General features: G+C 32.5%; 14 protein-coding genes. 8 read left to right on the top strand and 6 right to left on the bottom strand.

Features of this window, described 5'->3' with window-relative positions:
• Nucleotides 1-84 precede the first annotated feature (84 nt).
• A complete protein-coding gene (gene murA, locus C4S35_RS13280; protein WP_104000638.1) occupies nt 85-1,395 on the top strand; it encodes a UDP-N-acetylglucosamine 1-carboxyvinyltransferase in 1,311 nt (436 codons plus the stop codon).
• A 110-nt stretch (nt 1,396-1,505) separates the two neighbouring features.
• Entirely contained in the window at nt 1,506-2,381 is an 876-nt protein-coding gene (locus C4S35_RS13275; protein ID WP_104000637.1) for a cation diffusion facilitator family transporter, read from the top strand.
• A 98-nt stretch (nt 2,382-2,479) separates the two neighbouring features.
• Here the strand turns inward: C4S35_RS13275 and C4S35_RS13270 are convergent, their stop codons facing one another.
• The 3 genes from C4S35_RS13270 to C4S35_RS13260 all read right to left on the bottom strand — a co-directional run bounded on the left by C4S35_RS13270 (nt 2,480) and on the right by C4S35_RS13260 (nt 6,100).
• The gene (locus tag C4S35_RS13270) at nt 2,480-4,966 is read right to left on the bottom strand and encodes a DUF5686 and carboxypeptidase regulatory-like domain-containing protein (protein WP_104000636.1); all 2,487 of its coding nucleotides are present in this window, start codon (nt 4,964-4,966) and stop codon (nt 2,480-2,482) included.
• Nucleotides 4,967-5,044: 78 nt separating this feature from the next.
• Nucleotides 5,045-5,458: a type II 3-dehydroquinate dehydratase gene (locus tag C4S35_RS13265; protein WP_104000635.1), complete on the bottom strand. Its 414-nt coding sequence runs from the start codon at nt 5,456-5,458 to the stop codon at nt 5,045-5,047.
• 78 nt (nt 5,459-5,536) lie between these two features.
• Entirely contained in the window at nt 5,537-6,100 is a 564-nt protein-coding gene (locus C4S35_RS13260) for a porin family protein (protein ID WP_104000634.1), read from the bottom strand.
• A gap of 344 nt (nt 6,101-6,444) precedes the next feature.
• On the opposite strand from C4S35_RS13260, the gene C4S35_RS13255 reads away from it, so the two are divergent.
• The 4 genes from C4S35_RS13255 (at nt 6,445) to C4S35_RS13240 (ending at nt 9,303) form a co-directional block, all read left to right on the top strand.
• The gene (locus tag C4S35_RS13255; protein WP_104000633.1) at nt 6,445-7,035 is read left to right on the top strand and encodes a porin family protein; all 591 of its coding nucleotides are present in this window, start codon (nt 6,445-6,447) and stop codon (nt 7,033-7,035) included.
• A gap of 142 nt (nt 7,036-7,177) precedes the next feature.
• A complete protein-coding gene (locus C4S35_RS13250) occupies nt 7,178-7,768 on the top strand; it encodes an outer membrane beta-barrel protein (protein WP_104000632.1) in 591 nt (196 codons plus the stop codon).
• Nucleotides 7,769-7,843: 75 nt separating this feature from the next.
• On the top strand, nt 7,844-8,116 hold the full coding sequence (locus tag C4S35_RS13245) for a hypothetical protein (protein ID WP_104000631.1): 273 nt from the start codon (nt 7,844-7,846) through the stop codon (nt 8,114-8,116).
• Nucleotides 8,117-8,403: 287 nt separating this feature from the next.
• Complete coding sequence (locus C4S35_RS13240) at nt 8,404-9,303, top strand: site-specific tyrosine recombinase (RefSeq protein WP_104000630.1); 900 nt, start codon at nt 8,404-8,406, stop codon at nt 9,301-9,303.
• Nucleotides 9,304-9,411: 108 nt separating this feature from the next.
• Here C4S35_RS13240 and rny read toward each other — a convergent pair whose 3' ends face one another.
• From rny to C4S35_RS13225, 3 genes are all read right to left on the bottom strand, one after another.
• Nucleotides 9,412-10,974, bottom strand: a complete 1,563-nt coding sequence (rny, locus tag C4S35_RS13235; protein ID WP_104000629.1) for a ribonuclease Y — start codon at nt 10,972-10,974, stop codon at nt 9,412-9,414.
• Nucleotides 10,975-11,183: 209 nt separating this feature from the next.
• Nucleotides 11,184-11,477, bottom strand: coding sequence for a cell division protein ZapA (locus tag C4S35_RS13230; protein ID WP_104000628.1), 294 nt, complete (start codon nt 11,475-11,477; stop codon nt 11,184-11,186).
• Nucleotides 11,478-11,485: 8 nt separating this feature from the next.
• Complete coding sequence (locus C4S35_RS13225; RefSeq protein ID WP_104000627.1) at nt 11,486-11,776, bottom strand: hypothetical protein; 291 nt, start codon at nt 11,774-11,776, stop codon at nt 11,486-11,488.
• 177 nt (nt 11,777-11,953) lie between these two features.
• On the opposite strand from C4S35_RS13225, the gene C4S35_RS13220 reads away from it, so the two are divergent.
• A complete protein-coding gene (locus C4S35_RS13220; protein ID WP_104000626.1) occupies nt 11,954-13,651 on the top strand; it encodes a M23 family metallopeptidase in 1,698 nt (565 codons plus the stop codon).
• Nucleotides 13,652-13,663: 12 nt separating this feature from the next.
• Nucleotides 13,664-16,129: a TonB-dependent receptor gene (locus tag C4S35_RS13215; RefSeq protein WP_104000625.1), complete on the top strand. Its 2,466-nt coding sequence runs from the start codon at nt 13,664-13,666 to the stop codon at nt 16,127-16,129.
• The last annotated feature ends 100 nt before the right edge of the window (nt 16,130-16,229 follow it).

The following is a 16,229-nucleotide window of genomic DNA, read 5'->3' as shown; positions in this document are numbered from 1 at the left end:
TAAGTTTTGAATTTTTTCTGCATTACTTTTAGCTCGTAACTTTTTAACTCTTAACTAATAATTTATAACTCATAACTGTAAAAAATGGGAATTTTCAAAATAGAAGGAGGCATTCCTCTAAAGGGAGAAATCACGCCACAAGGAGCCAAAAATGAAGCGTTACAAATTTTATGTGCCGTTCTTTTGACGCCTGAAAAAGTGATCATTAATAATATTCCCGATATTATTGACATCAATAAACTAATCACGCTTTTAGGTAATTTGGGAGTGAAAATCCAAAAAACAGGATCAGGCTCTTATACTTTTCAAGCTGATGAAGTGAATATACAGTATTTAGAAACTGAAGCATTCAAGAAAGAAGGCGGTTCTCTTCGTGGATCTATTATGATTGTTGGACCACTTTTGGCACGATTTGGAAAAGGATATATTCCAAAACCAGGTGGTGATAAAATAGGTCGTAGAAGATTGGATACTCATTTTGAAGGATTTATCAATCTTGGAGCTAAATTCCGTTACAACAGAGAAGACCATTTTTATGGAGTAGAAGCGCCTAAAGGATTGAAAGGTGCTGATATGTTATTGGATGAAGCATCTGTTACCGGAACCGCTAATATAGTTATGGCTGCGGTTTTGGCCAAAGGGAAAACAACCGTTTATAATGCTGCATGCGAGCCTTACCTGCAACAATTGTGTAAGATGTTGAACTGCATGGGAGCTAAAATTACAGGTGTAGGATCTAACTTATTGACAATTGAAGGGGTTGAAAGTTTAGGCGGTTGCGAGCATAGAATCCTTCCTGATATGATTGAAATAGGTAGTTGGATTGGTCTTGCAGCAATGACAAAATCTGAAATTACGATAAAAGATGTAAGTTGGGATAACCTGGGAATCATCCCTAATACATTTAGGAAACTTGGTATTACTCTGGAACGTCGTGGGGATGATATATACATTCCAGCTCACGTTGATGGATATGAAGTAAAAACGGATATTGATGGCTCAATTCTTACCATCGCAGATGCGCCTTGGCCAGGATTTACTCCGGATTTGTTGAGCATTGTTTTAGTAGTAGCTACACAAGCGAGAGGTGACGTATTAATTCATCAAAAAATGTTTGAAAGCCGATTGTTTTTCGTTGATAAGTTGATCGACATGGGAGCAAAAATCATGTTGTGTGATCCGCATAGAGCGGTTGTTATGGGACACGATTTTAAATCACAGTTGAAAGCTACAACTATGTCTTCACCAGATATTCGTGCTGGAATTTCTTTATTGATTGCAGCCCTTTCTGCAAAAGGAACAAGTACTATTCAAAATATAGAACAAATAGATAGAGGATACGAACGTATTGACGAACGATTAAGAGCCATTGGTGCTAATATTATTCGAGCATAAAACGTACAATTATTATAAAAATCGTTTAAGTAAACCTGAGAGATTCTGAATAGAGACATTCAATTAGGTTTATTTAAACGATTTTAATTTTTTAAAATTCAACAGCAATTATGTCAAACGAACAGACTGCAATAAAAGCTACTTATTTTAGTATCGTTGGAAATATAAGTTTGGCACTTATAAAGGGCTTAGCAGGTTTTTTTGGAAATTCCTATGCTTTGATAGCAGATGCAATTGAATCTACGACCGATATTTTCGCGTCATTTTTAGTATTGTTCGGAATCAAGTATTCTAACAGACCAGCGGATAAAAATCATCCTTACGGACATGGCCGAGCGGAACCTTTAATTACTTTTTTGGTTGTTGGCTTTTTAATTACTTCAGCTACAATTATAGCGTATGAGAGTATCAATAATATTGGGACATCACATGATTTGCCTAAATCATGGACGCTTTATGTACTTGGAGCAATAATTATTTGGAAAGAATATTCATTTCGAGTAGTAATGAAAAGGAGTATAGAGACTAATAGTTCCTCTTTAAAGGCTGACGCTTGGCATCATAGAAGCGATGCTATTACTTCTGTTGCTGCCTTCATTGGAATTTCTATTGCTTTAATTTTAGGAAAAGGATATGAGTCGGCTGATGATTGGGCTGCACTTTTTGCATCAGGCTTCATTTTATTTAACAGTTATTTGATTTTTAGACCTGCACTTGGAGAAATTATGGACGAGCATGTTTATGATGATTTAATTGAAAAAATTAGAGAAGTATCTCAGCAAGTAGAAGGAATTATCGATACCGAAAAATGTTTTATCAGAAAAGCGGGTATGAAATATCATGTAGACTTGCATGCCATTGTAAATGCGAATATTACTGTAAAAGAAGGACACGAGCTAGCTCATAAATTAAAAGATACCTTAACGGAGAAACTACCGGAATTGGGACATGTTTTAATTCATGTTGAACCTGGTGAAAACCATTAGAAAGCATATTAGAAGTAATTGACAAGGATTATAAAATATAAAAACGGAGCAGGTTTTTGAAAGCTGCTCCGTTTTTCATTTATAAAAGAATCTAAAAATTACTCCAGAACATTTAGGATCTTTAAACCAAAAACAACCCCATCGCCTTTATAACCGTTTTGGTAAGAACGAACATAATCAACTCTAAATAGCTTAAATTTTCCAAAACCAAGATTATCTAGACCAGCAGTAAATTCAGAATATGGCTTCGAATTTGGTATGGCAAGGGTATGAAATCCTATCACTAAAGTAGATTTCAATTTGTTCAATATAGGAATTTTATTCATAATATATCCTTTGTCATTGTGTTCAATGTGAGCTTCAAAATAGCTGTCGTTTGTACTGTTAGAATAATACGGTAGCAAATTAAAAACATTCAAATAACGTTCTGTTTGAACAATATGCGTTTGGTTACCATTGAAATGTTTGTAATCTATGAAAGCAATATTATCCGCATTCAGAAACTTTCCTACTTTTAGATTTAATCCTAAAACTCCTTTATTCCCCAATGTTAAATCGTACGTTAATCGGGCGTTGAAATGGTCAAATTCGTACTTCTTTTCGTTGGCCGCAATTGCTTTTTCATAGCCTAAATAAAGCGTTGGATATTTATTATTTCTAATGTTGAATTTGCCATCGGGGCGGGAGGAATACTTATTCCCAAAATTGATTTTTGCCAGCAAATTAACTTTCGTTAAATGGTGTTTTTCAAAAGCTGAACTAGTGAAATCAGCCGGTGCCAAAGGGTTGTTCGAACTGTATAAATCGTTCTTGTTGAAATAAGAAAAATCAGTGTTGTTGAATAATGGTTTTCGTTGTTGGTATTCTATTTTTCCATTTAGATTTACACCATTAGCAATATCTTGGCTATAGCTTATTGCTGCAAATTCAAGATTATACAGTTTCATATAATTGTTCTTAAATGCTAAAGAACTTATGGAATTTATAATATTACTGATGGGTTGTTCGGCATTAAATTGTTTAACTGTATTTCCTCCTGATAAGTTTAAGGTTGCATAATCCTGATTATTGAATCGATGGCTTAATTCACCGGTAACTCGCAGTCGATCTTCTGAAAAACCATAATTGATAGTGGTACTTATCGAAGTGTTTTTCCCTTTTTCTTCATCCCAATTTTTGAATGAAAAACCAGAACTAAGACTATGACCTTGAACGGTATTAAAACTTAACGAGCTCAAATCCAATAATCCATTGTATTTAAAGGAATGTTTTTTGAAAGTGTTTTTGTAATCGTAACCCATTATTAAATCCATAAATTTGAATTTATTGTTTTTCGCATCAATTGAATCCATATACTTTTGGGATTTTCTGATGGTTTGAAGGCTGTCTTTCTTAATATAATCGTTACTTTCTTCTATTGTCAAAGGAATTGGCCGGATGTTATTCCAAAAGGCATCTTCCTTTTTATTGGCATTTGTCTCGAAACTCAAAATTTCATTCCCAAAGGTTTTCTTTTCGAAAGAAAGAGGGAATTCATAATTACTATACACATAATTGAATTTTCCAGAAAACTTTACTCCAAATGCTCCAGCATTAAAAGCCAGACTTTGAGAATTTTTTGACCAAATTTTGTTTTTGGAATTGTAACTGAAGTTTTGTTTTAAGGTCATTACATCAGTAAATTCATTTTTCATTCTATATCCTTTTATGTCAAGGTCTACGGCATAAATTGCGAAACTATCATCGATAATATAAATATATCCTTCAAAAACGGGTTCTTTATCACGCTTTGAGGTAACTTTTATTTTATTGATTTGCTGATTGTTTTCAAAAAAAGTGCCTTCAAGTTTGAATTTGTAGTAATTGAAAGCATTATCGGCAATGGGCGAAATCATGTTGACTCCAAACTCTAAAGTATTATTGTAAAAATCATAGGTAGATGATTTTGCTGTATTATAACTGTACCCTTTGTTATTTCCTGAAATTCTGGAAGCAACAATCTTCTCTTTTAAATTATTGGGCTTTTCAAAAGCTATTTTTGAAACCGTTTCCGATAAATATAAAATACCGCTTCCCGTTGAATCAAGATTCAAAGCCATGTTATCGCCTATATCAACCTTCATTCCCATTATTTTCTTGGGTAAATCCTTGATCTTGAATAATCCCCTGGAATAAAAATCGGCTGTGAATCGCGCTGTTTTTTCCGAATTTTCTTTTTTGGATGCAATGGCATTTTTTATAATCGCTATGGCAGGATTATTTTTTTTGTTGATTATAACTTCATTTAAAGTGAAGTTTTCTTCTGATAAAGTTACATTTAAAAGAAATGGGAATTCTTTAATGCTAACGATTTCTCTTTTAGTTTGGTAACCTAAAAATTTAAAAACAAGAATATAGCTGCCCGTTTTTCGTATTTTCAATTCGTACTTTCCCTGTTCGTTTGAAGTCGTTCCGTTATAGGTTTCTTCTTGAAAAATAGTTACATAAGGTAATGGATTTCCTTTTACGTCAGTGATGGTTCCTTTGATTTGGGCATTGGAATAAAAAGATAAGAATAATAGAAGGAACAAGTAAGCAATCTTCATAATTGAGTTTTTTGTATGACGCTTAATTGTAAGGAATGTTACATGATTTTGAGGGTTTTTATTGTATTGATAGTGAAACTATAGAAACGACTGTATTGCTAATTCATAACTTTTTAAACCAAATCCAAGAACAACTCCTTTAGCATTTCCGGAAATATAGGATTGATGTCTGAAGCTTTCGCGAGAAAATGTATTTGAAATATGCACTTCAACAACAGGTGTGGTTATGGCTTTTACAGCGTCACCAATACCGATAGATGTATGCGTATAAGCACCGGCATTTAAAATAATTCCATCAAAAGAAAAACCGAATTCCTGAATTTTATCTATTAATTCCCCTTCTATGTTGCTTTGATAATAGGTAAATTCTATTGCAGGAAATTTAATTTGTACTGTAGTGAAATACTCTTCAAAAGTTAGATTTCCATAAACTTCTGGTTCCCTTTTTCCTAAAAGATTAAGATTAGGCCCATTAATGATACTGATTTTCATTGTGCTTGTTTTTGTAAAAATAAAAAAACCGTTCCTATTTATGAAACGGTTTTAATAAATATATTTATTTTAATTTTCTTAGAACTTAATACCTGCTGAAATTTGAACAACAGAGTTTTTAACTTGCGCATCTTGTGAGGCATCTGTTAAGCCTAAACCGTAACGTCCTTGAATAAATAAATTTTTAGTAATATTTAGTCCTAAACCACCAACAACTGCAAAATCAAAAGTATTGGCGTCTTTCACATTAAAATTGTTTCTTTCACTCAATAAAAAAGAAGCTTGGGGTCCTAGTTCAAGGCTGACAAATTTATTCAAATTGATTTTTGCTAAAACTGGAATTGATAAATAGCCTAATTCATTTCTAAATTCTTCGGTAGCATTTTTGTAAGTAGCACCTTGTGTAGAATATAGCAATTCAGGTTGTACAGAGAAACTGTTTACGAGTTTTATTTCTGCAATTAAACCTGCATGATAACTTGTAATAGCATCTGTTTGGTAATTAGTGCTGTTTACTGTAATATCTGAACCAGTTTGATTGGCATAATTTACTCCAGCTTTAATTCCAAATTTAACTAACTGCGCTTGCATATTCATCGATATAGCAACAAGTAAAACGGTAAATAAGATTGTCTTTTTCATAAAATGGTATTTAATTTGTATTAATTATTTATACTTAAAACTCTTCATTTTGACAATTATTGCCATTATTAGTAAACAAAACAATTGTCAGAAATATTTAAAAAACAAAAATAAGGGTATCTGATGAGCATTTTTCTATTACTACTATTTATTATCACCAAATATTATAATTGTTTATTGTGGTATTGCATTTTTCATGCCAAAATTGAAAATTAAATCTTACCTTTTGTTGTTTTGTTAGTTATTAATCTTAGTATATTGATAATCAACGAGTTTAAGTTATTATTGATAAATCAAAGTTTGGTTTTTTTAACTTTGTGTGTATAAATTTTAAATAATTAATCATGAAAAAAATTACTTTATTATTAGTGACAGTTTTCACAGTTGGATTTGTGAATGCTCAAGACAAGGAAGATATGTCTTTTGGAGTTAAGGGAGGTTTGAACGTTTCCTCAATTACTAATGCTAATCAAGATGGTGTAAATTCAAAATCTTTAATAGGATTTCACGTTGGTTTTTTCGCAGAATTTATGATAAGTGATAAATTTGCCATTCAGCCTGAATTGCTATATTCCGCACAAGGAGTTAAATTAGAGTCTGGTGGTGACAATGGAGATTTAAAATTAGATTATATCAACATTCCAGTTATGGCCAAATATTATGTGGCTAATACCTTTAGTCTTGAATTTGGTCCTCAAATTGGGTTTCTTGTATCTGCCAAAGCTAAGTCTGGAGGAGTATCTGAGGATATTAAAGATGAAATACAATCAACAGATGTAAGTTTGGGGTTTGGAGCCAGCTATTATTTTGCTGAAAGATTTATGTTCGGCGCACGTTATAATTTAGGCTTATCAAGAATACAAAAAGATTTATTTCCAGGAGAAGCAGAGTGTAAAAATTCTGTTTTTCAAATTTCGGTGGGTTACAAATTCTAAAGTTTTTAAAAAAAAAATATTTAATGACCTTTCGTCGCAACGGAAGGTTTTTTTTGGTAAAAAAACAATTTATAATAGATTTTGATTGTTAATATTTATTGTTAAATTTGTAGTAAAAATATTAAAATTTATTTAAAACCATATGAAAAAATTTATTTTATTAGCTACTTTACTCTTAGTAGTAACAATTGGTTATTCTCAGAAAGAGGGGGGATTCAGAGTTGGTTTAGATTTTGGCTTTGTTCCAGCGTCAAATGGAGCTGGTGTATTATTCTCTGTTGAGCCAAAATATAATATTAAAGACAACATGAATGTGGGTTTACGAATAGGCGTTGCAGGAATGGTTAGAGATGTTAATGATTCGGGTGTTAGCACAAGCGCCAAAGTTTCTGCTAATAGTTCGTACGTTGCAACGTATGATTATTACTTTAACAAATCAGGAAAAACTTTTGTTCCATATCTCGGTGGGGGTTTAGGGTTTTATACTGTAGGGAATGTTCAGTTTGATGATATAAATAATTCAAATAATGTCACATTAGATGCAACAAGTAGTTTGGGCGGATTAGTTAGAGGCGGTTTTGAGTGGGGGAAATTTAGAATGGGGCTGGAATATAATTTGGTACCGGAATCCACTTTACATGGTATGAATGGGAACAATAGAGGGACAGTTTCTAATTCATATATGGGAATACATGTAGGGTTTTATATTGGTGGTGGAAAATGGGGTAAATAGAAGTCCTATTTGTTTTATTTTTTAATTCAATAACCGTAGTAATAGAAATTGAGGAATAAAATTATAGTAACTGTAATGGCAGTAGTTATTTTTGGATTCGCAAATGCCCAAGACGTCAGATATGATTTAAAGGCAGTATCTGATTTTGCTTCAACTAAATTTACACATGCAAATGTTTCTGGAGCCGAGACGAAAACTGGGATTTATATCGGGGGATTTGCTGATCCGGAACTCTTCAGGAAATTCCATCTTCGACCTGAAGTTTTGTATGTCTTTATCAAATGCTTAGATCAAGTGCAAGTGTTGAGCAATGCTAAATATAAAATTTTTGATAATAGCAAACTTTGAACGAAACCAAATTTGGGCTTTTTTACCAGTTCAAATTAAAATAATTCGGTCAACATTATCTTAGATTTTGGACTTTCATATGATGTGACAAAAAACATTTCATTTGCTGCAAAATATAATTTAAGTTTGAATAATTTCCTAAAGGTTATAGATGATAATTCTAGCAGTAAACTCAGCGGTTTATATGTTGGTCTTGGTTAAAAATTCTGATTCTTTTTTATAAAATATTTTAAAACCTCTTATTCAGGAGGTTTTTTTATGTCTAAAAAAGTCTTTACTTTGTAACCATGGATTGGAATTCATACATCAAAGGTTATCAATCATATCTGAAAATCGAGCGCGGTTTATCTAAGAATACCATCGAAAACTATTCTTTCGATATTGATCGATTACGTTTATTTCTTACTGAAAATGAAATTGCAGTTTCTCCAATAAAAATAGGAGAGGAGACACTGCAGCAGTTTATTTATGATGTTTCAAAACAAGTTAATCCTCGTTCTCAAGCCAGAATTATTTCTGGATTAAAAAGTTTTTTTGGCTATTTAATTTTTGAGGATTACCGTCCTACTAATCCTCTTGAATTGATTGAAACGCCCAAAACGGGAAGAAAACTTCCAGATACATTAACTACTAATGAAATTGATTCACTAATAGCCGGTATAGATTTAACATCTAACGAAGGAGAACGTAATAGAGCTATTTTGGAGACGCTTTATGGCTGTGGGCTTCGAGTTTCGGAATTGACTTCTTTGAAAATTTCTGATTTATTTTTCGATGAAGGATTTGTAAAAATTACGGGTAAAGGAAATAAACAGCGTTTTGTGCCTGTTGGGGATTTGACCCAAAAATATATTGAAATTTATAAAAATAATATTAGAACACATTTGGGTATTCAAAGGGGATTTGAAGATACTTTATTCTTAAGCAGAAGAGGTAAACAATTGACTCGGGCCATGATTTTTACGATTATTAAAAATTTAGCTGTTAAAATAAATTTGAATAAAAATATTAGTCCACATACGTTGCGGCATTCTTTTGCGACTCATCTACTGGAAAATGGTGCTGACTTACGTTCTATTCAATTAATGCTGGGTCATGAGTCGATAACTACCACGGAGATTTATGTGCATCTCGACAGAAAATTTTTGACAGAAATACTTAATACTTTTCATCCCAGAAAGAGTTAAGATTATAGTTGCGGTTTACCGATGATAGGAAATAGATAATGCAAAAAGACTTACCGATTTTGAATCAATAAGTCTTTTTATGTATTATCAAATTGAGCTTAAAGCGAATTATTTTGCAATATTTACCGCTCTAGTTTCTCTAATTACAGTTACTTTCACTTGACCAGGATAAGTCATTTCTGTTTGTATTTTTTGTGATATTTCAAAAGATAAAGTAGCAGCATTATCATCTGAAACTTTTTCGCTTTCTACGATAACACGAAGTTCTCTACCGGCTTGAATAGCATAGGCGTTTTTTACACCGCTAAATCCGTAAGCCACTTCTTCAAGGTCTTTTAAACGTTGGATATAGGAATCTAATACTTGTCTTCTTGCGCCAGGTCTAGCGCCTGAAATAGCATCACAAACCTGAATAATCGGGGATAATAAAGATTTCATTTCTATCTCATCATGATGCGCTCCAATTGCATTACAAACTTCTTCTTTTTCACCATATTTTTCAGCCCATTGCATTCCTAATAAGGCGTGAGGTAAATCACTTTCTGCATCTGGAACTTTACCAATATCGTGTAATAAACCGGCTCTTTTAGCCAATTTTACATTCAGACCTAATTCGGCAGCCATAATTCCACAAAGTTTAGAAACTTCACGGGAGTGTTGCAATAAATTTTGTCCATAAGAAGAACGGTATTTCATACGCCCAACTACTTTAATTAATTCAGGATGCAATCCATGAATTCCTAAATCAATGACGGTACGTTTACCAACTTCTATAATTTCATCGTCAATTTGTTTGGCTGTTTTAGCAACAACTTCTTCAATTCGAGCTGGGTGAATTCTTCCGTCAGTTACCAATTTGTGCAAAGCCAAACGTGCAATTTCTCTACGTACTGGATCAAAACAAGAAAGGATAATTGCTTCTGGTGTATCATCTACAATTATTTCAACTCCAGTTGCTGCCTCTAATGCTCTGATGTTTCTACCTTCACGACCAATAATTCTACCTTTTACATCATCAGATTCAATGTTGAATACCGAAACACAGTTTTCTACTGCTTCTTCAGTTCCAACTCTTTGAATTGTATTGATAATGATTTTCTTCGCTTCTTGTTGTGCTGTCAATTTAGCTTCTTCAATAGTATCTTGAATATGCGACATAGCTTTGCTTTTGGCTTCCGCTTTCAATCCTTCTACTAATTGATTTTTAGCTTCCTCGGCAGATAAACCGGATATAACTTCCAGTTGTTGCAATTGACTTTTGTGTAATTTGTCAACTTCAGCTTGCCTTTTGTCTAGAATTTCTATTTTTGAATTGTATTCTAAAGTTTTTGATTCGAAATCATCATTAACTTTTTTTGCTTTTGATAATTCATTAGAAATTTGAGATTCTTTATCTCTAATTCTTTTTTCAATTTCAGCTACTTTTTTATCACGAGAAAGAATTACTTGCTCATGCTCTGATTTTAATTCAATAAATTTTTCTTTTGCTTGAAGTATTTTATCTTTTTTTATGTTTTCAGCTTCAAGATTAGCATCTTTTAAGATTGATGAAGCCTCTTTTTTAGCGTTTTTGATTAAATTAGAAATATTGCTTTTTTCAATTATTTTGGCTATTCCAAAACCTCCTACAATACCTATAATTCCTGAAATGATGATCGTTACTATGTCCATGTTTGTTAAAATTTATATATAAAAAAGCCTACATTAGTGAGATTGAATAAACTCGGAATGACAAGTTTTGAGCTAACTCACTGTTCAAGTTTCCTCGCCGAAGCGTGGCATGCTTTAGTAGTGATGATTTGCTCATTCTAAATTGTTAGTGTTGAGTTTACCAAATGTGAACTAATGTAGGCAGTATCTTAGTCTTTTGTAAAGAACGTTTAATTGTCGAGATATTGATCTAAAAGCGCGTTGATTTTTTTTATTCTTTCAATGGTTGCTTCTCCATCAATAGTATTATCAATTTGTTTTTGTTCTGATTGTGATGCAAATTGTAAGGCACACATGGCTAATACATCTTGTTTATCACGAACTGCATAATTTTCTTCAAACTGCTTTATCATCACATCAATTTTCTTGGAAGCGCTTCTAAGGCCTTCTTCTTGAGACAAATCAACCGTTAACGGATAGACTCTGTCTGCAATTGATATTTTAATTTTAAGCTTTTCGTCCATATCTTTTATTAGTCTGATAGTTGCGCTATACAGTAATCAATTTCGCGAATTAATGAATTTATTTTAAGCTTCGTATCTCTCTTATTTTCGTCACTGCCTAGTAATGCATTTGCCATTTTGAGTGTTTCACACTGCGTTTTTAGCGCTTCAATCTCTTGAGATTGAGTTTGTATGACTTGTGCAGCTTTAGTTAATTCAATTTTTAAATCTTGACTGTTTTTTTCTAAACTTTTCATTTTCATGAAAAGTTTTTCAACCTTATTTTCAAGAGTATCAATTATTTCTGCAATTACACTCATTATAATCCTATTTCATTACTTAATCTTACAAAGTTAGTATTCCTTTTTATTATTGCAATATTTTATCGATTTTTTTACATTAAAAAAAGCAATTATATGTAATTCAGTATGTTGTGATTTGATTTTTTTCTGATTTTTATTAACTGGTTTTTTTTATCTTAGCAAAAATCTGCTACAATGAAATTTTTTGCTTTTTTACTTTTTTTTTCCAATGCTCTTTTTGCTCAGATAGAATATCCAAAAGATTATTTTGATCCGCCACTTGATATTCCGATGCAACTTTCAGGAAATTTTGGAGAATTAAGACCCAATCATTTCCATGCTGGTTTCGATTTAAAAACAATGCAAAAAGAGGGACTAGAGGTACACGCAGTTGCGGATGGATATGTGTCCAGGATAAAAATTTCTACATTTGGTAACGGAAAGGCAATTTATATTACCCATCCGAACGGATATACTTCGGTGTATGGACATTTGCAAAGTGCGAATGATGCAATTGAAAAGTACATAAAGAAGATGCATTATAAAGAGAATTCATTTGAGATTGAAATGTTTCTTAAACCCGATGAATTAGTTGTCAAGAAAGGACAAATCATTGCTTTTTCTGGAAATACAGGAGCTTCTGAAGGACCGCATTTGCATTTTGAGATTCGGGACACTAAAACGGAAAAAGTTATAAATCCTATGTTTTTTGGTTTCGATAAAAATATAAAGGATAATAAGAAGCCTATTATTTCAAGTGTTTATGTTTATCCAATAGATTCTAAAACTACTGTGAATCATTCAAAACGTCCTCTATTATTAAATTTATCGTTGCAAAAAGATGGAAGTTATCTGTCAGAGAAAGTAGTTTCCAATGGAAATATTGGTTTTGGTATTTCAACTTTCGATTACGATGATGTCTCTTTTAATAAAAATGGGGTTTTTAAGGTACAGTCTTTTTATAACGGAAAACCAAATTTTGGTTATCAATTTGATACCTATTCTTTTGATGAAATGAGATATGTGAACGCACTGATCGATTATTCGAGGTATAAAAAAATGCAACAAAGGGTTCAGAAATTATTTATGAAAAATAAATATGGGCTTAGTATCATCAAAACTGAAGAGAATAATGGAATTTTTTCAGTACTTCCAAATTTAGCAGCGGTTTGTCGTATTGAGGTTTCTGATTTTTATGGCAATAAAAGCACTGTTTCTATTCCTATTAAGTATGATTTATTAGCTACTATTATTGACAAAGAGCCAGTTGTGTCTAACTATTTTGTAAAAGCGAACAAAGATTGCAATTTTGCCAAAGAGAATATGTCTGTTTTTTTTCCTTCTGGAACTTTCTATGATGATTTCGACATGAATTTTGATGTAAAAAACGATACTTTATTTCTTCATGATGATACCGTTCCGGCTCATACTAATTTTACCATTTCTATTGAAGACAACAAATACAGTGAGGCTCAAAAAAGCAAATTATTTATTGGTATGATTGAAGGAAAAAAAATAAGCTACCTTCCTACTTTTCGCAAGGATAGTTTATTTACTGCGAAATCAAAAATATTAGGTCAGTTTGCTTTAATTTTGGACACAATTACGCCAAAAATCAACCTCACAAAACCAATTGAAGGAAAATGGTTAAGTGACCAAAAGAATATTCAACTTACTATAACGGATAGTTTATCAGGCGTAAAATCGTATAATGGCTATTTGAATGGAAACTGGATATTATTCGAATATGATAATAAAACTAAAAAAATAACACATAATTTTAGCGATGGAATTGTGGCCGAAGGTGCCAATGATTTAAAAATAGTTGTAATTGATAATGTAGGAAATTCATCTACCTTTGTGACTCAGTTTTTTAGAAGTCAAAAAAAATAAAAATCAAATCATTTGAGTACAAATAGATTAATACTTGTTTTCTTTTTTTTCTGTATTGGGTTTGTTGCAACTGGCCAAAAAGCTCGAATTAGAGGAATAGTTCTTAGTTCCAACAATCAGCCAATAGACAACGTAAATGTTGTATGCCTTGGTAATTCTGCACAATCCAATGCGAATGGGTTTTTTGATTTAGCCGTTCCTGCAAATCAACAAGTGATTGTCATTTTTACTCATGTTTCTTTGAAAAAGACTACCGTTTCTATTTTATTAAAACCTAATGAAGATTATGAAATGAACTTGGTTATGAATGAGTATCAGGAACAAATGGGAGAAGTTATCATTATCTCCAAAAACAAAAAAAGAATTCAAGGAATTATTACAATTGAACCCGAAGTTATTCGGAAAATGCCTGGCGCTAATGCTGGTATTGAGAATATTTTAAAAACCTTACCGGGAGTTAATTCTAATAATGAACTGAGTACGCAATATGCGGTTCGCGGCGGGAATTATGATGAGAACTTGGTTTATGTAAATGAAATTGAAGTTTATCGTCCCTTTCTTATTCGGTCCGGACAGCAAGAAGGATTAAGTTTCACAAATACCAACTTAGTACAAAATGTTGACTTTTCCGCTGGTGGTTTTCAAGCTAAATTTGGAGACAAACTATCCTCAGTTTTAGATATTAGCTATAGAAAGCCTACAAAATTTGGAGCAACACTTGAAGCAAGTTTACTTGGCGGAAGCCTGTCTGTAGATGCTGTTTCTAAAAATAAAAAGTGGTCAGCGATTACTGGAGTAAGGTATCGTAATAATAGTCTTTTGGTGAAAAGTCAGGATACTCAAACTAATTTCACCCCTTCATTTGCAGATATTCAAACAAACATTAATTACCAGGCCTCTTCTAAATGGCAGTGGAGTTTTCTTGGAAATATTTCTCAAAACAAATACCAATATCAACCATTAAGTCGGCAAACTAATTTTGGAACACTTGATAAACCGATGGCACTTTTGATATACTATGAGGGACAGGAGAAAGATAAATATGATACTTATTTCGGAGCTGTAAAGTCTACATTTAAAGTAAATAACAATTTTACTTTAAAATTTATCGGATCCGTTTTTCATACTTTAGAACAAGAATATTTTGACATTTTTGCACAATACCGTTTAGGAGAGGTAGATGCTAATATTGGTTCTGAAACGTATGGTAACGTTGATTTTACAAGAGGAATTGGAACACAACTGAATCATGCTCGAAATGATCTGGATGCCTTAATTGTAAACACGGAGGTAAAAGGAATTTATGATTGGAAGGAAAACCAATTGGAATGGGGAGTAAAATATACGCGGGAATCCATTCGCGATAGAGTTGTAGAGTGGGAAGTAATTGATTCAGCTGGTTTTTCTATAAACCCTCCAATTGTAATTTTGCCTAAAAAAGATCAACCCAACTCTTCTTACACAGGACCTCTCGTTCCCTATCAAAATGTGAGAGCCACTAATTTTAATACCATCAATAGATTTTCAGGTTATGCGCAATGGAGCCGTAAAGAGCATATAGGTTCTAGTGAAGTTTGGTATAATGCAGGAGTACGATTGCATAATTGGGAAGTTTTGGGAGACGATATAGCAGGTAAATCACAAATGACAATTAGTCCAAGGGCACAATTTGCCATAAAACCGAATTGGGAGAAGGATATGGTTTTTAGACTTTCTGGAGGATTATATCATCAACCACCATTTTATAGGGAGTTGCGAGACGCCGGTGGAGTAGTGCAACCTAATGTAAAGGCACAGCAATCCATTCATTTTGTTTTGAGTAATGATTACAGTTTCAAAATGTGGAATCGTCCTTTCAAACTGGTTTCGGAATTATATTATAAATCGTTGGCGGATGTAAATACCTATACGATTGATAATGTTCGCATACGTTATGCGGCTACAAATAATGCTAGAGCCTATGCACAGGGATTAGATGTCAGATTGAATGGAGAGTTTGTTCCCGGAACAGAATCTTGGTTGAGTTTTGGCTATCTAAAAACAGAAGAAAATAGCGCCGATAGAGGATTTATTGCCAGACCAACGGATCAGCGATTAAAATTTGGACTTTTATTCCAAGATTTTATGCCTAAAATTCCGAGTGTCAAATTATATTTGAATTTGGTTTATAATACTGGTTTACCGGGAGGATCGCCATCTTACGCGGATCCTTATTTGTACCAAAATAGATTAAAAGATTACCGCAGAGCTGATGTTGGATTTTCCAAAGTGCTTATTAATGAAAGTACGAATATTAACAGAAAATGGTTAAAAAGCTTAAAAGAATTAGAGATAGGATTAGAGATTTTTAACCTCTTTGATAACCAAAATGCGATTACTAATACTTGGGTTCGCGATGTTTATTCCAAAATTCAATATGCAATTCCAAATTATATGACAACTAGAGTTTTTAATGTAAAATTGAATGCGAAGTTGTAACTAGAACAAATATTTGGATTTTAATAATAGTATAAACGATTTCTGTTATATAAATCAATCAAAGAATGTCGTTACCATTTTTAAAAATGATTACATTTGA

Origin of the sequence: Flavobacterium urumqiense (assembly GCF_900108015.1) — a bacterium.
Classification (GTDB): Bacteria; Bacteroidota; Bacteroidia; order Flavobacteriales; family Flavobacteriaceae; genus Flavobacterium; species Flavobacterium urumqiense.
The sequence above is the reverse complement of the archived record's forward strand: the minus strand, read 5'-3'. Positions and strand labels throughout refer to the sequence as shown.